General features: G+C 35.7%; 30 protein-coding genes. 12 read left to right on the top strand and 18 right to left on the bottom strand.

Annotated elements, in window-relative coordinates; genetic code table 11:
* The first annotated feature begins 86 nt into the window (after positions 1–86).
* Both HHU08_RS01750 and HHU08_RS25855 read left to right on the top strand, forming a co-directional pair.
* Entirely contained in the window at positions 87–1079 is a 993-nt protein-coding gene (locus HHU08_RS01750; RefSeq protein ID WP_016201390.1) for a LacI family DNA-binding transcriptional regulator, read from the top strand.
* 387 nt (positions 1080–1466) lie between these two features.
* On the top strand, positions 1467–1961 hold the full coding sequence (locus tag HHU08_RS25855; protein WP_367976419.1) for a CBO0543 family protein: 495 nt from the start codon (positions 1467–1469) through the stop codon (positions 1959–1961).
* Here HHU08_RS25855 and HHU08_RS01745 read toward each other — a convergent pair.
* The 5 genes from HHU08_RS01745 to HHU08_RS01725 form a co-directional block, all read right to left on the bottom strand.
* The gene (locus HHU08_RS01745; protein ID WP_040342661.1) at positions 1958–2665 is read right to left on the bottom strand and encodes a YjjG family noncanonical pyrimidine nucleotidase; all 708 of its coding nucleotides are present in this window, start codon (positions 2663–2665) and stop codon (positions 1958–1960) included. The two genes, HHU08_RS25855 and HHU08_RS01745, sit on opposite strands and share 4 nt — an antisense overlap.
* A gap of 84 nt (positions 2666–2749) precedes the next feature.
* On the bottom strand, positions 2750–3226 hold the full coding sequence (locus HHU08_RS01740; protein WP_169187668.1) for a DMT family transporter: 477 nt from the start codon (positions 3224–3226) through the stop codon (positions 2750–2752).
* A 5-nt stretch (positions 3227–3231) separates the two neighbouring features.
* Complete coding sequence (locus tag HHU08_RS01735) at positions 3232–3945, bottom strand: Crp/Fnr family transcriptional regulator (RefSeq protein ID WP_101729110.1); 714 nt, start codon at positions 3943–3945, stop codon at positions 3232–3234.
* A 12-nt stretch (positions 3946–3957) separates the two neighbouring features.
* Positions 3958–4383: a DMT family transporter gene (locus HHU08_RS01730; RefSeq protein ID WP_016201395.1), complete on the bottom strand. Its 426-nt coding sequence runs from the start codon at positions 4381–4383 to the stop codon at positions 3958–3960.
* Between the two features lie 173 nt (positions 4384–4556).
* Complete coding sequence (locus HHU08_RS01725) at positions 4557–5198, bottom strand: FMN-dependent NADH-azoreductase (RefSeq protein ID WP_101729111.1); 642 nt, start codon at positions 5196–5198, stop codon at positions 4557–4559.
* Positions 5199–5393: 195 nt separating this feature from the next.
* Here HHU08_RS01725 and HHU08_RS01720 point away from each other — a divergent pair, with 195 nt between their 5' ends.
* Positions 5394–5849 (top strand): GNAT family N-acetyltransferase, encoded by a 456-nt coding sequence (locus HHU08_RS01720; RefSeq protein ID WP_169189587.1) that lies wholly within the window; start codon positions 5394–5396, stop codon positions 5847–5849.
* Between the two features lie 125 nt (positions 5850–5974).
* Here HHU08_RS01720 and HHU08_RS01715 read toward each other — a convergent pair whose 3' ends face one another.
* The 5 genes from HHU08_RS01715 to HHU08_RS01695 form a co-directional block, all read right to left on the bottom strand.
* Positions 5975–6340, bottom strand: a complete 366-nt coding sequence (locus tag HHU08_RS01715; protein WP_169187667.1) for a YybH family protein — start codon at positions 6338–6340, stop codon at positions 5975–5977.
* 61 nt (positions 6341–6401) lie between these two features.
* On the bottom strand, positions 6402–6908 hold the full coding sequence (locus HHU08_RS01710) for a GNAT family N-acetyltransferase (RefSeq protein ID WP_169187666.1): 507 nt from the start codon (positions 6906–6908) through the stop codon (positions 6402–6404).
* A gap of 124 nt (positions 6909–7032) precedes the next feature.
* Entirely contained in the window at positions 7033–7506 is a 474-nt protein-coding gene (locus tag HHU08_RS01705; RefSeq protein ID WP_169187665.1) for a GNAT family N-acetyltransferase, read from the bottom strand.
* Between the two features lie 175 nt (positions 7507–7681).
* Entirely contained in the window at positions 7682–8188 is a 507-nt protein-coding gene (locus HHU08_RS01700; RefSeq protein WP_169187664.1) for a GNAT family N-acetyltransferase, read from the bottom strand.
* 166 nt (positions 8189–8354) lie between these two features.
* Entirely contained in the window at positions 8355–9260 is a 906-nt protein-coding gene (locus HHU08_RS01695; RefSeq protein WP_169187663.1) for an NAD(P)/FAD-dependent oxidoreductase, read from the bottom strand.
* Between the two features lie 293 nt (positions 9261–9553).
* Between HHU08_RS01695 and HHU08_RS01690 the strand changes: the two genes are divergently transcribed.
* Positions 9554–10081 carry a sigma-70 family RNA polymerase sigma factor gene (locus HHU08_RS01690; RefSeq protein ID WP_169187662.1) on the top strand — a complete coding sequence of 176 codons (528 nt, stop codon included), beginning with the start codon at positions 9554–9556 and terminating at the stop codon, positions 10079–10081.
* The gene (locus HHU08_RS01685; RefSeq protein ID WP_169187661.1) at positions 10071–11198 is read left to right on the top strand and encodes a hypothetical protein; all 1128 of its coding nucleotides are present in this window, start codon (positions 10071–10073) and stop codon (positions 11196–11198) included. Before HHU08_RS01690 ends, HHU08_RS01685 begins: the two co-directional genes overlap by 11 nt.
* A gap of 70 nt (positions 11199–11268) precedes the next feature.
* Here HHU08_RS01685 and hflX read toward each other — a convergent pair whose 3' ends face one another.
* On the bottom strand, positions 11269–12525 hold the full coding sequence (gene hflX / locus HHU08_RS01680; protein WP_169187660.1) for a GTPase HflX: 1257 nt from the start codon (positions 12523–12525) through the stop codon (positions 11269–11271).
* 470 nt (positions 12526–12995) lie between these two features.
* Here hflX and HHU08_RS01675 point away from each other — a divergent pair, with 470 nt between their 5' ends.
* Together HHU08_RS01675 and HHU08_RS01670 are read left to right on the top strand one after the other, a co-directional pair.
* On the top strand, positions 12996–13355 hold the full coding sequence (locus HHU08_RS01675) for a MerR family transcriptional regulator (protein ID WP_169187659.1): 360 nt from the start codon (positions 12996–12998) through the stop codon (positions 13353–13355).
* Positions 13355–14317, top strand: coding sequence for an SDR family NAD(P)-dependent oxidoreductase (locus HHU08_RS01670; RefSeq protein ID WP_169187658.1), 963 nt, complete (start codon positions 13355–13357; stop codon positions 14315–14317). Before HHU08_RS01675 ends, HHU08_RS01670 begins: the two co-directional genes overlap by 1 nt.
* 218 nt (positions 14318–14535) lie before the next feature.
* Here HHU08_RS01670 and HHU08_RS01665 read toward each other — a convergent pair whose 3' ends face one another.
* Both HHU08_RS01665 and HHU08_RS01660 read right to left on the bottom strand, forming a co-directional pair.
* On the bottom strand, positions 14536–14757 hold the full coding sequence (locus HHU08_RS01665; RefSeq protein WP_205835557.1) for a nucleoside triphosphate pyrophosphohydrolase family protein: 222 nt from the start codon (positions 14755–14757) through the stop codon (positions 14536–14538).
* A gap of 99 nt (positions 14758–14856) precedes the next feature.
* Entirely contained in the window at positions 14857–15372 is a 516-nt protein-coding gene (locus HHU08_RS01660) for a DNA-3-methyladenine glycosylase I (protein WP_328822979.1), read from the bottom strand.
* 391 nt (positions 15373–15763) lie between these two features.
* Between HHU08_RS01660 and HHU08_RS01655 the strand changes: the two genes are divergently transcribed.
* Both HHU08_RS01655 and HHU08_RS01650 read left to right on the top strand, forming a co-directional pair.
* The gene (locus HHU08_RS01655) at positions 15764–16693 is read left to right on the top strand and encodes a helix-turn-helix transcriptional regulator (RefSeq protein WP_169187657.1); all 930 of its coding nucleotides are present in this window, start codon (positions 15764–15766) and stop codon (positions 16691–16693) included.
* Between the two features lie 88 nt (positions 16694–16781).
* Entirely contained in the window at positions 16782–17120 is a 339-nt protein-coding gene (locus tag HHU08_RS01650; RefSeq protein ID WP_169187656.1) for a Cif family virulence factor, read from the top strand.
* 59 nt (positions 17121–17179) lie between these two features.
* On the opposite strand, the gene brnQ is transcribed toward HHU08_RS01650, so the two are convergent.
* From brnQ to HHU08_RS01635, 3 genes are all read right to left on the bottom strand, one after another.
* Positions 17180–18508, bottom strand: a complete 1329-nt coding sequence (gene brnQ, locus HHU08_RS01645) for a branched-chain amino acid transport system II carrier protein (protein ID WP_169187655.1) — start codon at positions 18506–18508, stop codon at positions 17180–17182.
* A gap of 101 nt (positions 18509–18609) precedes the next feature.
* Positions 18610–19155, bottom strand: a complete 546-nt coding sequence (locus HHU08_RS01640; RefSeq protein ID WP_016201427.1) for a GNAT family N-acetyltransferase — start codon at positions 19153–19155, stop codon at positions 18610–18612.
* Positions 19152–19640, bottom strand: coding sequence for a GNAT family N-acetyltransferase (locus tag HHU08_RS01635; protein WP_101729121.1), 489 nt, complete (start codon positions 19638–19640; stop codon positions 19152–19154). Before HHU08_RS01635 ends, HHU08_RS01640 begins: the two co-directional genes overlap by 4 nt.
* Positions 19641–19758: 118 nt before the next feature.
* On the opposite strand from HHU08_RS01635, the gene HHU08_RS01630 reads away from it, so the two are divergent.
* Positions 19759–20235: a DsrE/DsrF/DrsH-like family protein gene (locus tag HHU08_RS01630; RefSeq protein WP_016201429.1), complete on the top strand. Its 477-nt coding sequence runs from the start codon at positions 19759–19761 to the stop codon at positions 20233–20235.
* Positions 20236–20311: 76 nt separating this feature from the next.
* Here the strand turns inward: HHU08_RS01630 and HHU08_RS01625 are convergent, their stop codons facing one another.
* A complete protein-coding gene (locus HHU08_RS01625) occupies positions 20312–21181 on the bottom strand; it encodes an aminoglycoside 6-adenylyltransferase (RefSeq protein WP_169187654.1) in 870 nt (289 codons plus the stop codon).
* Between the two features lie 252 nt (positions 21182–21433).
* Positions 21434–23008: a DNA translocase FtsK 4TM domain-containing protein gene (locus tag HHU08_RS01620; RefSeq protein WP_101729123.1), complete on the bottom strand. Its 1575-nt coding sequence runs from the start codon at positions 23006–23008 to the stop codon at positions 21434–21436.
* A gap of 370 nt (positions 23009–23378) precedes the next feature.
* Here HHU08_RS01620 and scfA point away from each other — a divergent pair, with 370 nt between their 5' ends.
* Together scfA and scfB are read left to right on the top strand one after the other, a co-directional pair.
* The gene (scfA, locus tag HHU08_RS01615; RefSeq protein WP_016201432.1) at positions 23379–23528 is read left to right on the top strand and encodes a six-cysteine ranthipeptide SCIFF; all 150 of its coding nucleotides are present in this window, start codon (positions 23379–23381) and stop codon (positions 23526–23528) included.
* Positions 23529–23653: 125 nt separating this feature from the next.
* A complete protein-coding gene (scfB, locus tag HHU08_RS01610) occupies positions 23654–25063 on the top strand; it encodes a thioether cross-link-forming SCIFF peptide maturase (protein ID WP_169187653.1) in 1410 nt (469 codons plus the stop codon).
* Positions 25064–25120 lie beyond the last annotated feature (57 nt).

Raw genomic sequence — 25120 nt, 5'->3', positions numbered from 1 at the left:
AAACAATTTACTAAAAAACATTACTAATTTATTAGTAAATAGCTTATAATGAAAGTATTGTAGAACAGTGCTTTTAGGAGGTTTACATGGTCACCATTAAAGATATTGCAAAAAAAGCAGGTTTTTCTCCATCGACCGTTTCAAGATTATTGAACAATGATTCAACACTTTCCATTTCTCCAGAAACTAAGAAGAGAATTTTAGATACGGCGCTTGAATTAGGCTATGAAAGAAAAAGTATTCAACCATTAATAGAAAAAGTAGCACTCCTTTACTGGATCACGGAAAAAGAGGAGCTAGAAGATGTTTATTTTAAACAAATGCGATTGGAATTGGAGAAAAATGCTCTTAATCATAATATAGAGTTGCATTTGTTTAAACACGAAGATGGCGTCAAAAGTATTCCTAATGATATATCCGGCTTTATTGCTGTAGGTGCATTTTCAACAGAAGAGATACAAAAACTAAGAAAGAAAACAAAAAGGGGGGTTTTCATTGATACAAACCCCGTTCCAGATTTATATGATGCTGTTCTGCCGGATACAGTAAGAATTACAAAAAAGGCAATTGATTACTTTATTGAAAAAGGACATCAAAAAATCGGATTTATCGGGGGAACATACCACAACCCTGATACAAATGAGGATGAAATGGATATTCGGGAAATTACTTTTCGTACATATATACAGGATTTAGGATTACATGATGAAAAGTACATATTTGGCGAAAGGCATTTCTCTGTAAACGATGGCTATACTGTTACGAAAAAAGTAATTAACGACTTAAAAGAAGAGTTACCAACTGCCTTTTTTATTGCTTCAGATCCGATTGCAGTTGGAAGTCTCCAAGCTTTTAATGAATATAATATATCGATTCCAAACAGAGTTAGTATCATAAGTGTTAATAATATTAGTGTCGCGAAGTATGTATCACCCCCTTTGACTACCTTTCATATTGATATACCTGAACTTTGCAAGACAGGGGTTTCCTTGCTTTTGGAGCAAATCTTAGATCAGCGAAAAATACCAAAGACCGTTTTGCTTCAATCGGAATTAATTGAACGAAAAAGCGCATTATAAAGAAACCTTCCATAAGTGGGGGTTTTACCTTATCCCCCATAATGGTTAGTTACTCTTATCGGACCTTTACGGATTAAGAGTAAGCTAAAAAGACAAAAAAGCATCTATTCGGATGCTCAGGCTGTCGAGAAAGTCTCGACAGCTTTTTTTACAATTCCGATATACAACATATAGTGTTTTAATAATACCTTATATTCCATATGTTGTGGTAAAAATCAATTAAAACATCAAAAACCCCCTTTTTCAAAATCATACTTTTAAAAATAGGGGGTTTTTCTACAATCTGAAGCATCTATTCGGATGCTTTTTTTCATATTTTCTTGCTATCTGGGTAAGATAATAAAATCCTATCACGACCAGAAGGAAGGATAATTTGCAACTAGACGGGTGATTATAGTGGAACGGAAGATATTAAGATTTCTCTTATTTTTGGGAATTGGGCTTTTACCAGTTATTTTTAGAAAAAAACCAGTAAAGGATTGGTTTCTGGTTTTCTTTTTTAAAGGCTATGTGTCCAGCTTTATTGATAGTATTGTTACTACTGAAAAATGGCTTAATTTCCCTGTTCGATTTCTCCCCAAAAATTTTCAAATCAATATTTTATTTGATTATCTGTTATTCCCAATCACTTGCGTCGCTTTTAATCAAATAAGTTATCATTCCAAAATACCTGGAATTATACTCAAATCCTTTTACTTTAGTATTCCAATGACTATCTTGGAAGCTCTGTTCGAAAGATACACAAATTTAATAAAATATAAAAAGGGCTGGCATTGGTATCATACTTTGTTGACAGAAACATGTACTTTCTTACTTTCCAGAACTTGTCTTGGCATTATTCAAAAATTTGATAAGGAAGACAAAAAACAATCGATCCATTAATGGTCCGATTGTTTTTCTCGTTCAAGAAGAACGAGCAGCTCTTGAAGACTTGTGATTTCGTATGTTGGTTGCACATCTAAATTATTTTCCTTTTTCAATGGATTGACCCAGCATGTATCAATTCCTGCATTGTAACCGCCTTGTATATCGGCGCTTAATGAATCACCAATAATTAAAGTAGACTCTTTGTTGATCTGTGGAATTCGCTCAAAGCAATAATCAAAGAACTCCTTCATTGGCTTTTGATAGCCAGTGTCTTCTGAGACAAATACTGCTTTAAAATATGGGTATAGTCCAGAGGATTTTAAACGCTTCTCTTGCGTTTTAGATATACCATTGGTCACAATATATAAATCAAAATGATTTGAAATCTTTCGTATTAGATTAAGCGCTCCATCTAGTAACTGACTTCCTTCTCCTAAATACGCACGATAGCTTTGCTGTAATAAAACGCCGTCTACTTTCTTGCCCAGCTTTTCAAAGAAGAGCGTAAATCTTGTATTGACTACCTCATCACGCGTAATTTCTCCTCCTTCAAACGCCTTCCATAGACCTTGATTTAGCTCTTGATACTGCTTTTTCCATTCATCACTGTATGATATCCCTTGTTCCTGTAGCAATAAGCGAAAAGCTTGATCTTCTGCAGCTACAAAGTCTAATAAGGTATCATCCACATCAAAAAGCAAAGTTTGATAGTACTTTATGTTCCTTTTTTCCTTAGTTGCTGGAGTCGTATTTAGCATTGTCTCTCCCTTATTATTCAATAATCCCTGCATAAAAATCCTCTCCTATCTTTTCACCAGTTCTTTCACTGGCTGTTTCTTCTCTGATGTTCCACCCATTTTAAAAACAAGGATTCCACCGATAATGACCAATACTCCAATTAACTGCTTTGAAGTAAATGGAACTTTATCTAATCCCAATAAACCGAAGGAATCAAACAGCAAAGCAAAAATAAGCTGAGAAGATAAGGAGATCGAAACAGCATATGTTGCCCCCAAATGTCTAATCCCCTTTGTCATACAAACAACAACACCGACCCCGATAATTCCACTAAACCAGTACCATGTCTGCATATTTTCTAAATGAAAAAGTCCTGTTCCTTCCGTAATAAAGCCCAGAATAAAAGACGCAATAAACCCTAACGCTAACACAAGCGTTGTAGTAGCCCAAAGGCCCGCCTTCTGATTTACTCGATTATTAAATATATTTTGCAACCCAACAAGACTACCGCTAATAAAAGCAATAAGTAAGCCATAAATCATATTTTTTATTCACCCAATCCTTCTTCATAAATACTTTTACCAGCTAAATTTGTTAAACCATCACGATTTTTCACCACAATAAACCCTTTTTTCCGTTCAATCAAGCCATCCTGACAAAATTGCTGTATCACTCTGTTTAAATGACGGTAACTAGTACCAATTAGATTGGCTGTATCTTTTAGGTTAATCTTATTACGCTCCGTATCATATAATGGATCCTCCTTATCAAAGGAAACAGACAATAAATAACTAGCCAATCTTACTTCGACTGGATAAAATAAATTGAAGCGCATCGAACTTGATTTGATATAAAACTTCTTCGTGATAATATCCAACAAAAACTGTAAAAAGGGTGCATAATCGCTCACATATTGTTTTAAATGTCGTTTATGAACACCGATCATCATTACGTCTGTTATAGCTTCCACTGTATTAAGAATATCCGTATCTCTTATATATTCCACGTCGCCTACCATTTCCAATGGCGTTTTAAAAGAAAGGATTAATGTTTTTCCTTCCGCTGTAGTTGTATATATTTTAATTTTCCCATCCACCAAAATATAAATATATTCAGCCGTCTGCCCTTGTGTACAAATAAACTCCCCTTGTTTAAAGGCATAAAGGTGTAAATGCTCTTTCAACTTCTCAGGAAAAATTGCTTCTAATTGAAATGTGCGAATATATTCTTCTACCTGTTCCAGATTACCAATTACTTTCATGAATGGTTCTCCTTACATTTTTAATAAAAGAACACCTATTATCATCATACCAATGCCAATAAACTGCGGAGCCTTCATTTGCTTTTTTTCTAATCCGAACCAGCCATTGCTATCTATTATAAAGGTCATAAATAGCTGTGCAATTAAAGCCGTTGAGATTGTTAATGTAGCGCCCACTAAATGCATCGCTGTAATCGTACTAAAAATAATAACTGATGCAAAAGATCCTCCAGCCAAATACAGCGGCTTTACTTGTTTATATTTTGAAAAGGTTTCTTCTTTAACAAGCAATAAGATTAAAAAGGCAAGTACAAACCCGGTAAATTGTGTAATTGCAGCTGCCTGCCATGAACCAATATCTTGGCTAATTCTTGCATTTGCCACTCCTTGTAGAGTAATAAATGCACCACCCATAAATGCAAATAAAATACCTCTCATTTGTTCGACCCCTTGTTATTTAATTTCCTTTTTAAAGATAATCGAATTCTAAAAATAGGAAAAGGACATATGTCCTAAATATGCCCTTTTCCTAGTATAATCTTTTTTCCATAAAAAAACCCATCTGAAAAATAAATTTCAGACAGAGTTTAGCTTGCTATCTTATCTATTAATTAAACAGTTTGTGCTACTAATTTAGTTCCAGCAGCAGTTACTTTTTGTAGACCTTCTTCAATGATAGAAGCAGCTTTATCAGGCATTGCATTATGACCTTCGATAATCACTTCGTCAATGATTTCCATTCCGAATACGCCGCCAAATACAGCACGCATATAGTTAACTGCCATTTCAGATGAAGCAGCTTCTGGAGTAGAATAAATGCCACCACGAGCATTTAAAAGAATTGCTTTTTTATCTGTCATTAATTGGATCATGTTACCCTCTGCATCAAATTTAAATGCAAAGCCTGCAGCATATACATAATCAATAAATGTTTGTAATTTAGCTGGAATAGTTAAGTTCCAAAGTGGGAATGCAAAAACTACTACATCAGCAGCTGTTAAAGCATCCATCGCTTTTTGTTTAGCAGCTAATAAGCGTTGTTCGATATCTGTTAATTCTTCTCCGCTTTGTACTTTACCAAAAGCATCAAATAATTCTTGACCAAAGTAAGGAGTATCTTCTGCATATACATCATATACATTTACATTAAGGTTTTCAGCACCTTTAATAGACTCCATAAACGTTTCATACATTTTGCTTGATACAGCTTCAGAAGCTGGACGATTGTTTGCTTTTACTACTAAGATATTCATTTTATTTCATTTTCCTTTCCCTATTTCAAATTGAAATCTAATGTGAATATAATAACAAAAAAAATACCTCAAAGGCAAACATTTTTAACTAAAGATATTTCCATTAAATATTTCCAATTAAAATGCACATAATTCATTCCACTGGAACAAGTAAAAAAGTAGAATAGTATTAAATAAATAGAAAGGTTGATGGGGATGAAAATTATTATCGATCATGTTACATCAAAAGAAGTTATCGCTTTATTAGAAGATCATTTACATAGCATGACCCTCCACTCACCGCCTGAAAGCATACATGCTCTTGATGTAGAAGGATTGAGAAAACCAGAAGTAACTTTTTGGAGTGCATGGGAAGACGGGGAGCTAACTGGCTGCGGTGCGTTAAAGGAACTTAATAACAAGCATGGAGAGATAAAATCGATGAAAACATCTCCTCATCACTTACGCAAAGGCGTAGCGAAAAAATTACTTGTCCATATTATCACAGAAGCCAAAAATCGTGGTTATAGCCGATTAAGTTTAGAGACAGGTTCCATGGATGCTTTCTTGCCTGCCAAAAGACTATATGAAAATTTAGGATTTCAGTATTGCGGCCCGTTTTCGGATTATGTGGAAGATCCGAATAGTGTGTTTATGACGTTGAAGTTATAACAGGGTGCCAGTTTTTTCAATCATAATCCGATGATTTTGTACTGAACATGAAGTCGGCCACTCAGTTTTTCTTCGAATCTTGATGAGACGATAGTAAACTGAGTGGTCCTCTTTTATCAATTTCATTAGATGCTACTCAAGTGTTCATGAATAATTTTCCAATTTTGTTCACTATCTTTTACAAAAACATTTGTTGCTCGTCCACTTCCTTTTATGAATTTCCCTTTAAAATATCCTTCATAATGATAATTGTAAATACATGTTGCCGAGTCATTCTCCACAACTAGCCACTCTACATCTGCGGCTGAATACTTTTCTTCCTTAATCGTATCCCATGCAATCTCAAAATATTTTTTTATTTCTTCCATACCTGTACATGTTTTATCTGTAAACCAATATACCGCTTTTGGATGTAATAATCGTTCAACATTTTCGAAGTTATGAGTGTTTGTCGCGTCAATGTATTGTTTTAATAGATTAATAGGGCTCATTTTAAAATAACTTCCCCTTTCTGCTTTTTATTTTCGGTATATTTTCTGAGATGTAGCTAACTTATTCAGTAAAATTCTTATTCGCACTTCTTCTTTCCATCAATACAACATCTCTCCAAACTCCATCTAACTTGCCAATTTTCTCACGCATACCAACTTCTCTAAATCCGCAGCTTTTATGAAGCTGGATGCTTGCAATATTTTCTGGAAATATACCTGATTGCAGTGTCCAATAACCACTTGATTCAGAATGTTCGATTAATTTAACCAATAAAAATTTCCCATATCCTTTTCGCTGATAATCTGGGTGCAAATAAAGACTATGCTCGCCTACCCCTTGATATACACTGCGATTTGATACTTTGCTGATAGCAGTCCAACCGATTACTCTATCTGCGTCTTCATCCAGTAGAACAAAGCTGGATGATAAATCTTTACTACTGCTCCACTTCTCCCAAGTTGGAACACTCGTCTCAAATGTTGCCTGCTTTGATTGAATCCCCAACCTATAAATATTCGCTACCTCTTCCCAATGATCCTCCGAAATCTGCCTAAGCTTTACGTTCATCCTCTCTTTCCTCCTTAATCTCACACCAGTCTCCTTGCTTTTTTCCCACTTCTTCTATCATAATAGTTAATTTATTGCATATTGTAATTATTTAATTTTGACTGCTTAAATCGGAACAGGCCTTTTACAATTCTCTGCTAAAAATAATTAGTTCTCCTTTTGGCCCCATTACTCTTCTTCCATTATCATCAAATCCTGCTTTATGGTATACGTATTGGGCTCGAGTATTTTTCACATTTACAGCCAAGATTACTTCCTTTTTAGCTGGAAATTGTTCTTTTATAAAAGGGATTAATTGCTCCATTGATTCCCTTCCAATTCCCTGCCCCTGATAAGAATGCTGAATAGAATAAGCCCGCATTAAAATCGCCCCTTTATTCTCACTATAATCTTTTACTCCGTCCCAGCCATGAAGGACAAAAAAGCCAGCAACCATACCATCTTTTAAGATAACGACCGGATGGCGATCCTCTTCCACTAAACATTTCTCTAGAGCATCAAGAGGTGTACTCGTATAATATAATTGTTCCTCTGATAAAAGGTAATTTTCCAGCTCTGGTTTATATTTTTCTTCATAAAATGCTAATGCGATAGACAAGTTTCTCACCTCAAATTTTTTGTAGCTTATCCGATAACTTCTTTACAAGTACTATTTCATCTCTAATAGAAATTCCGTCATTTCCATGGAAAGGTATCTATCTCAGGGCTTCCCCACTGAGATTGAAAAAATAGCTGTACTTTTTCACAATTGGTTTCGTTAATAGAGGTCATATTCATATTAGTTCCTTCTCCATACAAAGGTATTTGCGATGTCCTTCCGGCTTAGATTTATAGAAAATCTCTCCTCTTTCCACATAGTCACGCTTTTTATATAAATTTAAAGCTTGAAGGTTTCCTGAAAATGAATCTAATCGGATGCTATCATATCCTTGGGCAAGGGCATATTCTTCCATATATTGTACAAACGTAGAACCGATCCCTTTTCCTTGATAACTGGGATCAATCATGAAAGAATGAATAATCAAAGGCTTATTTCGCTTCCACTGAATAACCTCCCACTCCCCTGTTTGCCATTCATTTAATACAACATGTCCAACTATCCTGTCTTCTTTTAATAAAACGAATAATACTTTATTATCTATGCACACTTGAAAATATTCAATATTTGGATATTGATCGTCCCACTGAAAGATATTTTGCTTTATTAAATTTTCTCTACATTTTAAATAAATCTCATTAACTTCCTCTAACATATAGGCACTTGCCATGATAAATCGCATTTTCATTCCACCTCTTGCCGTTTATATTACTTGAATCTATTCTACCATTACAGTTCTTCTAAGCGATGTTTTTTCTAAACTAGTAGGGAATCATGGGGACGGTTCTTGTGCTTCCCTTTTCTCTACTAGAAAGAATAGAAGCACAAGAACCACCCCTTTAATTCCTTTAAAATCGTTCCAGCATTAAGTCTGTATTCACCGCTATAGCAGTCTTACTTCCATCTGCAGCGGACAGGAGAATAGAGGATGAAGCTACCTTTTCCACTTCTCCTGCCACATAAATATTTTTGACTGTTGTGCGGCCGGATCCATCCGTTACTATTGCCCCATTAGGATGAACTTCTAATCCAAGGTGTTCCACAAACTGATTGGAACGGTAATAAGAGGGAACAACAAAACCACCAGTTCGTGCCATTTTCCTTCCTGATCTAAACTCGATTTGTTGAAGGAATCCATTTTCTCCAATTATGCCTTTTATCGGTTCTGTGATAATTGGGATATTTCGCTTTTGAAAAGCCCCCTTAGTCTCTGCTGAAACAGCTGCTCCATTAGTTGTTATCACTAAATCCTTTGACCAATTATAAACTAATTTCCCCATATGTAAGATTTGCGCTTCGGTATGGACAATGAGAATAAGGGCTTGATCCCTTAGTTCCCACCCATCACAGTACGGACAACTAAATAGGCTTTTTCCATAATATTGTCTCACATTTGGAATCGGGATTACCTCTTGAACTCCAGTTGCTAAAATGATTTTCTCCGTTAAGTATTCTTCGTGATTCTTTGTTTTAACAAGAAAAGCTCCTCCTGCTTTTACCTTTTCGATTTTCGTTATTGTAGCTCTATGGTAAGAAATACTTGGGTATTTCATCAGATCATTTATACCTAAATCTTTAAACATTTGAGGACTTATCCCATCTCTCGTAAGAAAACCATGTGATTCATGGGTTACTCTATTCCTGTTCGTCCCATCATCAAATACAGCAACCGTTCTTCTTGCCCTCCCTAACATAAGCGCCGCACTCATTCCCGCTGGACCAGCCCCTATAACCACACAATCATAAACATTCATCTCAATTGGCCCCCTTTTTGCTTCCATTTAAATTATATGAACATTGTTTACTTTGTAGTGCTAGAATAAAGTGAAACTTCCATCAGTGGGGATTTTCCTTCCTCCCCCACTGATGGTTAGTTGAACCAATCGGACCTTTACGGACAGTTGATCTCCCACCTATCTTCCTCGTATACTCATAAGCTTGAGGGGAGAGTCTTACTGCCTGTTAAGAGTGGGATAAAATTTTTATAAAATAGAAACCGTTCTTCTGTTTGCTTTGTCTAAACAATAGGTAGAAAGGAGAGGGAAATGTGGAAAAGCATGAAAGAGATAAATTGCTCACAAACGCGATGGATGTATATGGCCATTATTTAACCCGACTTGCCTATGCCCTTGTGAAAGACAAAGAAAAAGCAGAGGACATTGTGCAAGAAGTATTTATCCGTTATTACTTACATCTCGAACAATTTGAGGGTCGATCTAGTGTTAAAACGTATTTATATCGTATGACTGTAAATGAGTGCCGAAATTATTTTAAAAGCTGGGCCTTTCGAAAAATAGAAGTTTCCAAGCTTGCTAGCACTTTTCTAATCTATAAGGAGACACCAGAAGAAGCCTATTTAAAACAAGAAGATAAGCATTATCTTGCCGCATTGCTTAATAAACTTCCAGCTAAATACAAGGAAGTCATATGGTTATATTACTATGCTGAATTATCTATAAAAGAAATTAGCGAGATATTAAACTGTTCCAGCAACACTGTTAAAACAAGACTAGCGAGAGGACGGAAAAAAGCGCAATTAACCATAAGTGAGGAGGAAATAGATCGTGCCAAATAACATTAAACAATTATTAGATGAATCAATCCCAGCTGATATCACCCTTTCCGAAGAAAATAAACAAAGAATTTTACGAAAAGCAAATCAGCAGTTACAAAGTACCATTCATCCGAAAAAACGATTATTTCGTCCCATATTCAGCACACTTGCCATTATTAGCCTTCTCATTATTTTAATTGGTCCGTCGCTATCCAATTGGTTTTCAACAAGATCTTCTTTTAATTTACCATTGGAAAAAGTAACTATTCCAAATGGTGATTATTCTTCTTTCATTCATTCTATCTTTATAAAAGATACAAACGAATTAATTTACGCAGATAAAAAAACGATATATTCTTATTCCCTTTCGTCTCACTCACGGGAAGTACTTATTGAGTCTAGTGAGAATATTGATATTTATACACTGGCTGCAAATAAAAATTGGCTTATTTGGGGAGAAAAAAACAATAATATCTATATTTTAAATCGAGAGACAACATTGCAGAAAGAACAGAAAAAGACCGTTCTGGGGGATATTCAACTCCAAGAGGATATGTTAATTTATAATGATGCTTCGGGTTATAAGCAGTTAAATTTAATAACAATGGAGGAAACTAACCTTCATGATTTCACCGGAATAGGCAGAAACAGCAAAGCCGGTTTATATGATAATTTACTTGTTATACCTGAACAGTTTAAATCAAATAACGGAAATACAACTGAATTTTACGTCTATGATCTAACCACTCTAAAACAAATTGGAAAATATGGAGCTCCTTATAAAGCGGCAGAAAATGTTATCTTAATGAACAATAAAATATATGCTGCATTTTCAAATGAGGATGAAAATTCACCTATTTTAGGCTATATCGATCTCACCGATGGCACTTTTCACAAAATAGAGACTCCCCCCTTTAATAATTATGCAGTATATAAAAATTACCTTGCACTAAGTATAGTGGACAAAAATACCGATACAGTAAAACTATATCGATTAGAGAATGAAAATTTGGAGGAACTTCCCACTTTCAATAAAATAAAAGAACGCTTAGTCATGCCCCGCTTCACCGATGATGGGGCCTTAATAGTAAACGGAGAGTCAGCAGATTTTTCGATGTATATACAGGATGTAGAATGAAAGCAGAGGGACGGTTCTTTCGCTTCCCTTTTCAAAATAGCGGAAGCAGTAGAACCGTCCCTCTGCGCACTTACATTACGTATTCCCTATAGCGGTTATAGTCTTCTTCTTTGCATTCGATAGATAGATATACTCCCTCGTTTTTGTATTCGGTTGAAAGGATATTTGCCCTTTCTTTTAAATAAGACAGGATATTTCCTTTATCGTAAGGGATGTTCATTTCGCAGGAAATATATTGTTTAAAAACATTTTCCGTAATAACTCCAATCAATTCATCTATTCCCATTTGTTTTTTTGCAGAAAGGTATACTGTATCTGTTCCTGCCATTGAAACTTCTTCCATTACTAAATCGACTTTATTAAAAGCATAAATAGTAGGGATATTTTCTGCCCCTAGCTCTTTTAATGTTTGCTTGGTTACGTTTATTTGCTCCTTATAATTCGGATTGGAGAAGTCTACGACATGAATGAGTAAATCAGCTTCAGCCACTTCCTCTAAGGTAGATCGAAATGCTTTTACTAATTGGTGTGGCAATTTACTGATGAATCCAACAGTATCTGTTAATAAAAAGGACTTATTATTTGGCAATGTTATATTTCGCACAGATGTTTCCAATGTTGCAAACAACATATTCTTTTCAAAAACCTTTTTTTCTGTCGCAGCGTGAAATTTTTCAATCAGCACATTCATTAAAGTAGATTTACCAGCGTTCGTATAGCCAACTAGTGCTATACTTGGCATTTCTTTCTTTTTCCGCATTTTCCGTTGATTCTTACGTTGGACAACAAGCGTATCCAATTCTTTATGCAGACGACTGATTCTGTCCTCAATACGTCTTCGATCCAACTCTAGCTTTGTTTCCCCAGACCCTCTATTTATTAGTCCAGATCCACCGCCTTGGCGTCCTAATGATTCGCCTAAACCCGCTAATCGAGGTAGCATATACTGCAATTTTGCAATTTCAACCTGTAGCATAGCTTCTTTTGTCTTCGCTCTTTGAGCAAAAATATCTAAAATTAATACCGTTCTGTCAATGATTTTACAATTTGTAGCTTCTTCCAAATTTCGAACTTGTGATGGAGACAACTCATCATTAAAAAGAACTGTTTGCACATCCTTTTCAGCAAGTAAAGCTGTTAATTCCTGAAGCTTCCCTTTTCCAATATAATGGGCAGAATGAACCCGATCCAACTTCTGTGTTACTTCCCCAACTACCTCTATATCACAAGCCTCAGCTAATTGAGCTAGCTCTTCCATCGAATTCGAAAAATCTTCTTTCTGATCATAATGAACGCCTACTATTATCGCCTTTTGTCTTTCTGCCATTTACTATTCCTCCATTCTGTTCATAAAAAAACACACAGGTGGCCGCCTGCGTGTTAAGTAATCGGAAGAAGGAAAAGGAATAACATTTATCCAGAAAAAACCCTAAATTCATAAAAATTGGGTATCTAGAGAAAAATATTATTCAATTTTAATAAATAAAAAGAGAGCACATTTCTCTCCCTTTTTACACCACATCATTATTAATAACGTTAATGAAAGGTTAAATTAAAAATAGGCAGACTAATCCCGATTACTCTACACACAGGCAGAGCCTTTAAGTACTATAAAATTAGTTACATAAAGTATAAAATCGAGATAGAATTCCACATCTTAAAGCAACCCTCCATTCATCTAATTAATTTTATTATACCATAAATGGAAATGATTCGGAAGCAGTAAAACCGTCCCCACGCTTCCCCTTGACATAAAGTTAACTTCATGTTGTATCGTCTAAAATACGAGGTGAGAAAATGTATCAAGTATCAGAAGTTGCTAAGCTTGTTGGCTTATCGATTCCTACTATTCGTTATTATGAAAAATTGGGACTCATTGATGCCCCCATGAAAAATGACAGAGGCTACAAAGTATATGATGACAATATCGTTCAATATTTAGGATTTATTGTTAATTTAAAAGATACCGATATGCCGTTGGAACAAATTAAAAAGTATGTAGATGCTTATAAAGAAAACGATAACCAGCAATGTTATAGTATTTTACAGGAACATGCAGAAAAAATGAAAGCGGAATTAGCCAAACGCCAGCAAATTTTAGAAAAGGTGCAATACAAAATTTCTCACTTTAGTACCCTCAAAGGTGGCGGAAAATAATGCAACAACCATTACTAACAGGAAATTCAGCAAGAACAACGACAGATGAAGTAATTGAAAATATAGATTTAACAGGTAAAACGGTCATTATTACTGGTGGAGCAGCTGGCCTTGGTTTAGAAACAACGAAAACATTAGCAAATGCCGGGGTAACAATTGTTATTCCAGTAAGAAATCCAGGTAAGGCTAAACTTTCTTTAGCTGGAATTCCAAATATTGAGCTTTATCCTGCTTCATTTGATTTAAGCAACAGGGATTCCATAAACTCATTCAGCCAATGGTTCAAAAAAAATCATCAAAAATTAGAGATACTAATTAATAGTGCCGGAATCATGGCTACTCCTCTATCCTATGATAGCTTGGGAAATGAACTACAAATAGCAACAAATTATTTAGGCCATTACTTTTTAACAAAAGCGTTGCTTCCCGAACTAAAGCAAGCGAATGGAGCGAGAGTTGTCCATTTAACCTCAAGAGCACACTGGTTTTCTCCTTTTCATTTTGAGGACCCTAACTTTACACACACGCCTTATGATAAGTGGGTGGCTTATGGACAATCCAAAACAGCTGTTTCATTATTTAGCGTAGCTCTTGATGAACTGTATAAAAAAGACAATATCCGCTCCTTCGCGGTACATCCAGGAAGTATCGTTACAAACCTTTCTCATAATTTAACAGATGAAGAATTGTCCGCAATGGGAGCAATCAATAAAAACGGAGAACGTGGTTACGATAGCTATAACAATGAACATAAAACAATAAAAGAAGGTGCCGCAACCATTGTTTGGTGTGCAACAAGCCCACAATTAGCAGGATATGGCGGGGTTTATTGCGAAAATGGAGATTTAGCTCCTTTAGCCACAGACGATAGTAATCAAAATCGAGTCGGCGTCAAACCTTGGGCTATAGATAAAGGAACTGCACTTAAGTTATGGGAAGAAACTCCTCATTTATTTAAGTGATCATAGGGACGGTTCTTTCGCTTCCCTTGATCGTTTTTCTTAGTATGTGAACAAAAAAAGCGAGGGATCAGTAGAACCGTCCCTCTGCTTCCTTCCTCCGCTTCCTTTATGCTCTTTGTAAGGTTTGTATCGAGCTTGGTTATAAAAGCTTGGTATTCTTTTGTTATATCAATATCTAGATGATTACTTAATACCATAATCCACCGGACAACTTGTGCTTAAGTTCTTCCTTTTCGTCTCCAGCATACCCCCATGTACCACTGCTTGCCATCACTAAAGCGTCCTAGTACACCAACATCTGTTGAAAACCCGAGCATATCTTCTTGCATTGTCCATTTCCTTCCAATACTTAACTGTTCCATCTGGTTATATAAACCACGGATATATTTTGCTTGCTCCAGCGCTTCAGTAAAATCTATTTCCTTGCTCTCTTTATTCATAACGATCCCTTTGATTTCAATTATTAAGGGAATCAGTAGAGCCGTCCCCATGCTTCCCTTTATTCCCATGAAAAGCACAACTAGTAATGTGATCGTTGACTACCCCAATGCTTGCAGATAGGAATAGATGGTTACAGGACCGACGAATTTGAAGCCCCTTTTTTTCAAATCTTTGCTGACTTTTTTTGAAAGATCGGTTTCTGCCGGGATTTGGCTATCATACTGCCAATTTGATATGATTGGTTTTCCGTCTACATAGGACCATAAAAATTTTGCAAAACTGCCGTATTCTCGTTGAATTTCCATAATTGCTATTGCATTGCTTTTAACTGACTTAATCTTTAACAGATGTTTAACAACTTCCGTATTGGTTCGGATATTTTCCATTTCTATTTCTGTCAGGTTCGCACAGTACTTTAAATCGAAATGATGAAAAGCCTTCCTATATGCCTCGCGCTTTTTTAATACAATAGACCAAGATAATCCAGCCTGTGCTCCTTCAAGTACTAGCATTTCAAACAAATATTGATCATTATTACTTGGAACACACCACTCTTTATCATGATATTCTCGCATCAAATCACTCGAATTTGCCCATGCACATCTAGTTTCCATCTATTTCCCCATCCTCTTTCCATGAAATCATCAAATAGTAATATAAATTTAGTATAAACTAATTAACCTGACAACATCATGTCATCTTCTGATTCCTCTTCTCCTTTCTTTGAATAATGAAAAGGGGGTACATTCGTTTGGAGACAATCTTCTTTTCTTACAGCAAGAACGATTTTTCCCCCTTTTCTGAAAGCAATTGCTATAGCTTTCTCAATTCCGCTGGAAGCTCCTGTGATAATTATAATTTCGCCTTTATTTGATCCTTCCTATCTACTCACTATATTTTACTTACCTTTCAAATATAGTGAGTATAATATGACTACAGCGTGTCATATTTATAAAACATTTTTAACTGAATTAATAACATTGATAAGGAGAGGACTTTTTACACATGAAAATAAGTAGATTGTTTCAAATTGTATATATCTTACTAGAAAAAAAATCCATAACGGCAAACGAATTAGCCGAAAAGTTCGAAGTTTCTGTTCGAACGATTTACCGCGACATTGAAACACTTACTGAATCAGGTATCCCTATCTATACGACCCAAGGTAAAGGCGGAGGAATTACCTTGATGGACCAGTTTATATTGAACAAGTCACTTCTTTTAGAAAAAGAACAAGATGAAATCTTATTTTCCCTCCAAAGTCTATCTGTTACAAATTATCCAGAAATAGATGAGATCTTAACGAAACTGAGTCATGTATTTAAAAAAAGTGATACAAAATGGATTGAAGTAGATTTTTCATCCTGGGGAAGTGACACAAAAGAAAAGGAATATTTTTCTCTATTTAAACAAGCTATATTAGATCGTCAAATAATCTCTTTTCACTATATAAATTCAAATGGAGACAAAGGCTTCCGACGAGTTCTCCCTACGAAATTATTATTTAAGGACAAATCATGGTATTTAGAAGCCTTCTGTTTAGATAAAGCAGCTTCTCGAATTTTTAAGATTAATCGTATGTCAAAAATAGAAGTAACAGATGATCATTTAGAACAAATGGATAACGTTGAAACTCTTTCGTTTTCTCCCCCATTCCACGATGACCATCAAGAACGAGCCGATTTAGTTCTAAGAGTTAGCCCTGAGGTTAGCTATCGTATATTTGACGAATTCGATGAAGAACATATTACAATCGAGAAAGATGGATTTTATCACATAACAATCTCTCATATGAAAGGAGAATGGCTGTACAGCTATCTCTTATCCTACGGGAACTATTTAGAGGTTATTGAGCCTACAGACATAAGGAAAGAATTAAAGAATAGAATCCAACAAATGCTCAATCTATATTCAAATACAAAATCCAACTCTTAATATGACATAATGTTGTCAGGTATTGGGGGTTAAAGTAGACCATGTACACAAAGCAAAATACTATTTTGAAAAGTGAGGTTTCAACACTATGGATAAACTTCCCCAAATCATATCTGACTATATCAATGTGTCAAATAACTACGATACTCAAGGATACTTAGCAACATTTTCTGAGGATGCTATTATCAAGGAAGACTCATTAGGAAAAGCGCTCGTTGGAAAAAAGGAAATTCAGCATTACTTTGAAACATACTTCATCAATTACCAAACACAAACAAAAGTATTAACATATACCACATCTGAAAATATTATCGACATGAAAGTCTTATTCACAGGTAATTTCCCAGGTGAAGAAATTAACGGGCTATTTAAATTCACCCTTAACTCCTCTGGATTTATTGCAAATTTAGAAGCTGATTTAGAATAAGCAGAGGACGGTTCTTCCGCCCCCCAAAAAGGGAAGCAGGCGAACCGCCCCTCTGCGTCCTATTTATGAATAAAATACCCAATCACTGCACCGACAAGTGCGGGTACTATCCAGCCTAATCCTAGATCGTAAAATGGGAGTATGTTCTCGTAAAATGCCCCAATCTGATTAAAGAACATAAGCTTAGCTTCTGGCATACTCTTAACAAGTGCCTGATAACCATCCAGTATACTTACAAAAAACGTTAATACCATCGCCATTAAGTACACACTCTGCTTTCCTTTGAATAATGGAGAAACAAGTGCAAGTACGATAAGCACAATTGCTAAAGGATATAAAAACATAAGCACAGGTACAGCAAATTGAATAATTTTGTTTAAGCCTAGATTTGCAAATAAGAAAGAAACTGCACATAGGATAAACACAAAGCTTTTATAGCTAATCTTCGGAAATGCTTCATGAAAAAATTCACTACAAGACGTTATCAGTCCTATGCTTGTTTTTAAACATGCAAGTACAATAATAATTGCGAGCAAAATTCCACCGAAAGATCCAAAATAGTGTTTAGCAACAGCTGCAAAGATGAGCCCGCCATTTTCAAACATTCCCACAGCTTGTACACTTGAAGACCCCATATATGTGATAAATCCGTAAATCAGCATCATTAACAACATAGCAAATATTCCTGATTTCCATGTCGTTTTAGCAATACTTTTTACATCACTAATCCCTTTCGCTTTAATTGCATTAATAACAACAATCCCAAAAGCAAGAGATGCTAGAGCATCCATCGTATTGTATCCTTCTTTAAACCCTGTCATAAAAGCATTATTTAGATAAGTTCCTTGCGGCTCTTGAAAACTCCCCATTGGACGAACAAGGCTTATAATTATTAATAGAAATAAAAACAGTAAAAAAGCAGGCGTTAAATATTTTCCTATCACATCCATAATTTTTGCTGGATTTAATGAAAAATAGTAAACCAGTAAAAAGAAAAGAAAACTAAAAATAGCCAAAAATAGAGCGATATGTCCATCCCCTACATATGGTTCAATCCCTACAGCAAATGGAACCGTTGCTGTGCGTGGAATAGCAAAAAATGGGCCAATCGTTAAGTAAAGAAAGAGAGAAAATAGAAAGCCGAATACTGGATGAACCCGATTCGAAAGCTCACGTACCCCATTACTCCCTGATAATCCAATTGCTAATATCCCGAGAAACGGAAGGCCAATTGCCGTAACTAAAAAACCAGCTAGCGCAAGCCAGAAATTTGTTCCAGCAAGCTGTCCAAGCTGAATAGGAAAAATTAAATTGCCTGCTCCAAAAAACATACCGAAAAGCATCGTCCCAATTAGAGCATACGTTGATAAAGAAATTCTTGATTGCATAGTTCTAATACTCCTTCATAAAAATGCATATAAATTAGATAATACGGGAATCATCAAAAGTTCTCAACCACTTTTTAATGAATATTCTAAAAACAACCTTCTTATTTCCTAACTTCCCGTATACTTAACTTCCAAATCATATGGTCATACCCTATATCCCAATAATCCTTAAAGATATAGTCAGGAGTTCCAAACTTCTTTTTCCAAACAAGCTGTGCATGAACATAACCGCTATCTAAGCAGAATGCCTCTACTCCTCTTTTATCCATCTCCTTATAAATTTCCTTCAATAGAAGACTTCCAATGCCTCTTTGTTGATAGTGTGGGTGTACAAATATCGTACCTACTTCCTTTACATCTTTTAATTGATCGTTGGTACATTGACAAATAAGCGCACTAGAAGGACCGAATTCAATTGTACCAATTATTAAATCCTCTAGTTTAGCAATTAAAAAATACCGTTCCTCCCCGTTGCTTTCCAAATCGATTGCAAGATAACGTTTCTTCGTTTCTATTTCGGCAAGTAAATCCCCCGTTTGATCTTTTATCCCTTCTTTCTGAAAGGTATCCGTTATTACAAGCTTGAAAAAATCATGCAATAAATCAACATCGTCTATTGTTGGTCTTTTAATTGTAATAGGTATCATCTTAGTTCCTTCTTCAAAATCTCTCCTGGTAAGCCATCCATCTCCCCCACCCAATCTGAAGAAAAGCCTTTATTCATTAATATTTTTCTCGAAGCCTTGTTAGCCGGATCTATAATGGCTTTTATAACCCTTACATTTGTTTGCTCCATTAATGACATTAATATCCCCGCAATCGTACTGCCATATCCCTTTCCCCATTGTTCTGGCAAAAGCATATAGCCAAGTTCTGCCTCATCAGACTTTTGTTCGTCTAAAGTCAAATGCCCAAGCCCAATAAACACTTCTGTTTCTGGTTGAAAAAAGGCATATGACCCAAAGACATGATCCCTTTCATTGCGAGTTACTAACTTCTCGAAGTTCGCTTTTGCTTCTTCTAATGGAATGGCTCGCTCTGTAATCTGTGCCATCACTCGTTTATCAGATACTAGCTGAAAATATAACTCAAAATCATTTACAGTAAATTTTCGATACAACATCCTAATCATCCCCTTAATAGTTTATTCATCTTCCGTTCCGGAATTATGACAATCTAGTGAAGTCCGCATATCAAACATCATTTTAAAAAAAGCTAAGGATATTCTAAAACAAAGAAGGGATTATTCAATGGAAAAAAGATTAAATTTGTTAATGTTCAGTGGTGATTATGATAAAGCAATGGCTGGTTTAATCTTGGCCAATAGTGCCCGGGAAATAAATATCGAAGTAACAATGTTTTTCACCTTTTGGGGGCTCTTATTGCTTAGAGACCCAGAAAAAATCGATATGGAAGGCAAGTCACTCTATGAAAAAATGTTTAGTACTCTCACTCCCAAAGACATTGAGCAACTTCCTTTATCTAAAATGAATTATGCTGGTCTAGGTAAAGCAATGATGAAAGAAATGCTTGAAGATGAAGATGCCCCGCCATTGATAGCCTTCTTAAAAGGTGCACGAAAGAAACAAGTAAAGTTTCTTGCCTGCAAACTATCTGTTGATATACTCGGATTTAAGCAAGAAGAGTTTTATCCAGAAGTCGAAATTGTCGATGCCAAGGTCTATCTGGAGGATGCTTTGAAATCAGATATTCAGCTTTTTATTTAAAAATTAAGACACCCATTACTACGCGAGTGAAAAGGGCGGTTAATCTGCTGATGCAAAAGAACCGCCCAAAAAACCCTTAATATATCTCTGTTGCATTAGGATGCAACGTACGGACATGTTTTAAATAGCTTTTCACCTTTTCTGCCTCTTTTATTGAATAACGATAACTCAACTGCTTTCCGACTTCTAATCCTGTTTCCTCAAATAATGCTGTCATCGAAAATAACGCTTCCCAGACTTGATTATACTCTCCACTCGGGTAGGTATCCATGAGTTTCTGCCACGTTTGCTCATCCATATATCGCTTTAAATACTTACTGTTTTTACCTACACTAAGTGAAAAATCTGTTTCGATGCCAGCCTTCCATTCCAGCATTTTTAACAGCATCGCTCTTACAATATTCATATGGTCAATCGCATAAAGGATCTCTTGTCTCCATAACCCTTTGACTACATAGGTAGAGACCCACCAAAATTCATTAAAGCAATCAGCAAACTGTTCGGCTGTCGGCTTTTTTACCCAATAATCCTTATCTGTACTAGGTGGCACATAAGGAAGACTACCATCTTTATCGAACAAAACAATTGTCAGTCCATCCTCTTGACAGTATTTCTCCTTCTCTTCAATTGGAATAAGCATTAAATCTATCCGATTGCCATCTGTAAATAACATAAGATAGGTGAATCTTCCACCAAGCTCTGCTGGAAAAAGCGAGAAATCTTCTGGTGTTTGCATGATGATTTTTTCACCAAAAACATCAATCCAATCTGGTTCAGCCAAAAATGACTGCATATCATCTACTATATAAACAATATCGAAATCTTGAAAAGCATCTTTCGGTACATTCAGATTTGTTCTTGAGCCATTCATACAAACAGCTCTCACTCTATTATCCTCATTCGCTACTTTTAACACTAAATCTAGCATCTGTTGCTCTGTTCGCATCTTATCTCCTCCAATTATGTTTAATCGTTTTTTTCTAATAATTGGCGGCACACGAATCCAAATAGTATCTTGTTATATAAAGTGAAACTTCCATCAGTGGTGGTTTTCCCTCCTCCCCCACTGATAGTTAGTTGAACCAATCGGACCTTTACGGACAGTTGAGCTCCTACCTTTCTTCCTTGAGAGAGGAGTATTACTGTCCGTTAAGAGTGGGATAAAATGTTCTAAAAGGTTCACCGGCAATTGCTCCTTCTAATAAATAATATATGGTCCAAATAATATAGTTAACAAAATAATATGTACCCCAACAAAATAGATAATCCTCGGAGCACCTATCCATTCATTCACTCTTTTTGTCATTATAGCTAAGAAATAAGCAATAACCGCAATTAAAAAGAGGTAGAAATAGGTACTCCCCGTAAATGTTAAATACCCAGGCGCACTTGATAAAATATTGGGCACAAAGAAACGATCCTTAAATAGGACAGCTGCAATTAAATAGACCCCGATACCTGTATGAAAAATCCAAGGTCGATCATAATCTACTGTTCTACTAAAAAATACATACATAAATAGGACAAATAAAATTGGCCATATTAACCAAATGAAGGAAAGCGCAAAGGCAAAGAAGGAAGTCGAAATCATTCCAAATGTCTTTCCAAATGCCTGTAACCAATCTTCAGATGTATGTTTAATTTGTTTGTTTATCTTTGCCAGCTCATTGGAAGAAACATAAACTTTATTGCCAGCTCCATCAAGATCCATCCACGCAACTGTATCCTCATTTAACCATTGAGGAATAGTGGAAATAGCAGCTGTGTTACTGCGTCGTTCTGACTTTGTTTTACCTTCCTCACCTATTTCCGCTTCATAAATATTGAAGCCCTTTTTCTCATTATATTTTGTTTCTGTAAAACCATTCGCCTTAAATAAAAGACGTGGCTTTCCATCTCTATATGTAAAAGCAATATCCGAAATTTCCGTTAACTTGCCGCTTTCTATCGCAGGATCCTCAAACTTTAATTCATACTGTTCAGGTTGTTGTCCTTTTGTTATATCAATTTCAGCAAAATAGTTGAAATACTCTGGTTTTCCTTGCGTTAATTCCAGTTCTTCCTGAAGCAATAATGCCAGCTTTTGCTCCTCAAAAGTAAAGGAAATATTATTCACTATTTTGCCAGGATCGACCTTTACTTTTGTGTTATATAAACGATTGATCTTCCCATTTTCAATACGATATAAAGTGAGATCTACATTACCTTTTGCCTTTGCAAATAACAGAAGGTGAATACCATCCTCCTTTTCCTCTATCGATACCTTTTCTTTCTCTAAATCAATCGCCATTATTTCCGATGATTTTTTTGTTTCAGGATTTAATTGAAAAAGCTTGTTTTCTTTTACATAAAGAATGGTCGTCCGTAACGGAAAGAACGCCTCTACATCTGCAACCAATTGCGTCTTATCTTGGTCAAAAATATTTTTATAGTCAAAATAAATAAGCTGATTATTTCCCTGATATATTTGCGTCCATTTGTCTACAGGTATATCATAATTCTTCTCTTCCGCTATCTGAAACTCCTTGTTCATGGTCACGGTATGCAATTTATTTTCCTGAAAAAAGGAGAACAAGTAATGACCATCCTTTGTTTCTATTATTGCTGGTAATTTATTTACTTGAGATTTCCCAACTAATAATCCTCTACTCCAATCTGGTTCTGGTTGTGCTGTAACCTTAGAAAAATTTTCGACAAATAATAAAAACAGTCCTAATAAAATCAGCACAACTGGTATGATCCAATATAGTTTTTGTAGTATCCAGGTCTTCATCCTACTCCCCCATGCTGTTTCAAATTAATTCTCATTGTATTGCGAATAAAATAATAATAGCATATTTTCTGACAAAATATGCTATATTATTTTATCCATTAGAGGGGTTTTCCTTCCTCCCCACTGATGGTTAGCTGACAATCTGACCTTTACGGATAGTTGATCTCCCACCTATCTTCCTCGTATACTCATAAGCTTGAGGAGGGAATCTTGCTGTCCGTTAAGAGTGGGATAAATCGACAATAGCTGAGCTTCTCATGATTTGACGACCTAATCAGGTCTTGTTAAAATACAGGATGTAAAAGTTTGTGAATAAATTCACAATAATAACTTTTGCATCATTAATATGTTAGAAAGAAGGTGCAAATAAATGAAGAGAATTATTACATTAAGCACTCGTAAACTTAATGATACCGTAAAATATGGTGGCTGTGGGGAATGCCAAACTTCCTGCCAATCAGCTTGCAAAACTTCTTGTGGAATTGCTAATCAAAAATGCGAGAACCCTTGGAACCGATAGACTGCCCATTGTCTACCAAGAACTACCTTTATTCAACGGGGAATATCTCATTCCCCATTGGTTGAAATCCGAATATCACCGTGAAAATTAAACTAACTACATAAGCAAAAGGAGCTTATTTTCAAATGATTCATCAGTATAAACTTAATGGATACAATATTGTGATGGATACTTATAGTGGTTCGGTTCATGTTGTTGATGATCTTGCCTATGAAATCATTGCTCTTTATGAGACGACATCTACTAAAGATATTATTGATGGCCTACTTAACAAGTATACCGCTGACCCTACCATCTCAGAAAAAGCAATTTTCGAGACAATCGAGGATATAGAACACTTAAAAACTACAGGGCAGCTGTTTACAGAGGATGAATATAGAGATTTATCTATCCATTTAAAAAAGCGACGTACATACGTAAAGGCACTCTGCCTCAATGTTGCCCACACTTGTAATTTATCCTGTGATTACTGTTTCGCGAGCCAAGGGAAATACAATGGAGAAAGAGCCCTCATGAGCTACCAAGTTGGAAAAAGTGCCATTGATTTTCTTTTAGAGAATTCTGGGCACCATCGAAATCTTGATATTGATTTCTTCGGCGGAGAACCACTGATGGCATGGAAAGTCGTAAAAGATATTGTCCATTACGCTAGGAGTAAAGAAGCAGAATATCATAAAAAGTTCCGTTTTACCTTTACAACCAATGGCATGTTATTGAATGATGAAGTGACTGACTTTTTAAATAAGGAAATGGATAATGTTGTGCTTAGCCTGGATGGAAGAAAAGAAGTTCATGATCATCTCCGAAAAACGGTTAATAACAAAGGGAGCTATGATTATATCATCCCGAAATTTAAGCGCTTTGTTGAAAAACGTGGGGATAAAGAATACTATATTCGCGGAACTTATACCCATAACAATCTTGATTTCACCAATGATATTTTTCATATAGCAGATCTTGGATTTGATAAACTATCGATGGAACCAGTTATTTGTGATTCATCAGAACCTTATGCATTAACAGAAGCAGACCTTCCGGAAATTTACCATCAATATGAAGTGCTAGCTAAAGAAATGCTAAACCTCGGAAAAAATGGAAACAGCTTTACCTTTTACCATTATATGCTGGATCTTTCTGAAGGCCCTTGCATTCAAAAAAGAATATCTGGCTGTGGTTCTGGAACCGAGTATTTAGCTGTCACTCCATGGGGAGAACTCTTTCCTTGTCATCAGTTTGTTGGTGATAAAGAATTTAGTATGGGCAATGTATGGGCTGGCATCACCAAGCCGGAACTGCAATGTCAGTTTAAAGAAAATAATTGTTATTCAAAGGAAGAATGTCAAAAGTGCTGGGCAAAGCTTTACTGTAGTGGAGGCTGCCCTGCAAACACACTACATGCAACTGGTTCTTTACAAGGCACGCATGACTTTAGTTGCGATATTTTCCGTAAACGAGTCGAATGTTCCATGATGGTGAAAGTTGCTGAAACGCTGCGAGCAATGGAAGAATCAGAATATGCATTAACAGAAGAATAATCCATATTAATTCTGCCTCTATTTCTATAGAGGCAGGCTTTATATCCATTAACTATC

It is taken from the genome of Niallia alba (assembly GCF_012933555.1).
GTDB classification, from domain to species: Bacteria; Bacillota; Bacilli; order Bacillales; family Cytobacillaceae; genus Niallia; species Niallia alba.
Note: the sequence above shows the minus strand (reverse complement) of the source record. Positions and strands in the feature narration are given on the sequence as shown.

What these genes read in the sequence shown, in the direction of transcription:
- HHU08_RS01750 (WP_016201390.1), top strand. Translation starts at nt 87, where the DNA reads ATGGTCACCATTAAAGATATTGCAAAAAAAGCAGGTTTTTCTCCATCG.
- HHU08_RS01740 (WP_169187668.1), bottom strand. Translation starts at nt 3,226, where the DNA reads ATGATTTATGGCTTACTTATTGCTTTTATTAGCGGTAGTCTTGTTGGG.
- HHU08_RS01735 (WP_101729110.1), bottom strand. Translation starts at nt 3,945, where the DNA reads ATGAAAGTAATTGGTAATCTGGAACAGGTAGAAGAATATATTCGCACA.
- HHU08_RS01730 (WP_016201395.1), bottom strand. Translation starts at nt 4,383, where the DNA reads ATGAGAGGTATTTTATTTGCATTTATGGGTGGTGCATTTATTACTCTA.
- HHU08_RS01725 (WP_101729111.1), bottom strand. Translation starts at nt 5,198, where the DNA reads ATGAATATCTTAGTAGTAAAAGCAAACAATCGTCCAGCTTCTGAAGCT.
- HHU08_RS01720 (WP_169189587.1), top strand. Translation starts at nt 5,394, where the DNA reads ATGAAAATTATTATCGATCATGTTACATCAAAAGAAGTTATCGCTTTA.
- HHU08_RS01715 (WP_169187667.1), bottom strand. Translation starts at nt 6,340, where the DNA reads ATGAGCCCTATTAATCTATTAAAACAATACATTGACGCGACAAACACT.
- HHU08_RS01710 (WP_169187666.1), bottom strand. Translation starts at nt 6,908, where the DNA reads ATGAACGTAAAGCTTAGGCAGATTTCGGAGGATCATTGGGAAGAGGTA.
- HHU08_RS01700 (WP_169187664.1), bottom strand. Translation starts at nt 8,188, where the DNA reads ATGCGATTTATCATGGCAAGTGCCTATATGTTAGAGGAAGTTAATGAG.
- HHU08_RS01695 (WP_169187663.1), bottom strand. Translation starts at nt 9,260, where the DNA reads ATGAATGTTTATGATTGTGTGGTTATAGGGGCTGGTCCAGCGGGAATG.
- hflX (WP_169187660.1), bottom strand. Translation starts at nt 12,525, where the DNA reads ATGGCAGAAAGACAAAAGGCGATAATAGTAGGCGTTCATTATGATCAG.
- HHU08_RS01675 (WP_169187659.1), top strand. Translation starts at nt 12,996, where the DNA reads ATGTATCAAGTATCAGAAGTTGCTAAGCTTGTTGGCTTATCGATTCCT.
- HHU08_RS01670 (WP_169187658.1), top strand. Translation starts at nt 13,355, where the DNA reads ATGCAACAACCATTACTAACAGGAAATTCAGCAAGAACAACGACAGAT.
- HHU08_RS01665 (WP_205835557.1), bottom strand. Translation starts at nt 14,757, where the DNA reads ATGAATAAAGAGAGCAAGGAAATAGATTTTACTGAAGCGCTGGAGCAA.
- HHU08_RS01660 (WP_328822979.1), bottom strand. Translation starts at nt 15,372, where the DNA reads ATGGAAACTAGATGTGCATGGGCAAATTCGAGTGATTTGATGCGAGAA.
- HHU08_RS01655 (WP_169187657.1), top strand. Translation starts at nt 15,764, where the DNA reads ATGAAAATAAGTAGATTGTTTCAAATTGTATATATCTTACTAGAAAAA.
- HHU08_RS01650 (WP_169187656.1), top strand. Translation starts at nt 16,782, where the DNA reads ATGGATAAACTTCCCCAAATCATATCTGACTATATCAATGTGTCAAAT.
- brnQ (WP_169187655.1), bottom strand. Translation starts at nt 18,508, where the DNA reads ATGCAATCAAGAATTTCTTTATCAACGTATGCTCTAATTGGGACGATG.
- HHU08_RS01640 (WP_016201427.1), bottom strand. Translation starts at nt 19,155, where the DNA reads ATGATACCTATTACAATTAAAAGACCAACAATAGACGATGTTGATTTA.
- HHU08_RS01635 (WP_101729121.1), bottom strand. Translation starts at nt 19,640, where the DNA reads ATGATTAGGATGTTGTATCGAAAATTTACTGTAAATGATTTTGAGTTA.
- HHU08_RS01630 (WP_016201429.1), top strand. Translation starts at nt 19,759, where the DNA reads ATGGAAAAAAGATTAAATTTGTTAATGTTCAGTGGTGATTATGATAAA.
- HHU08_RS01625 (WP_169187654.1), bottom strand. Translation starts at nt 21,181, where the DNA reads ATGCGAACAGAGCAACAGATGCTAGATTTAGTGTTAAAAGTAGCGAAT.
- HHU08_RS01620 (WP_101729123.1), bottom strand. Translation starts at nt 23,008, where the DNA reads ATGAAGACCTGGATACTACAAAAACTATATTGGATCATACCAGTTGTG.
- scfA (WP_016201432.1), top strand. Translation starts at nt 23,379, where the DNA reads ATGAAGAGAATTATTACATTAAGCACTCGTAAACTTAATGATACCGTA.
- scfB (WP_169187653.1), top strand. Translation starts at nt 23,654, where the DNA reads ATGATTCATCAGTATAAACTTAATGGATACAATATTGTGATGGATACT.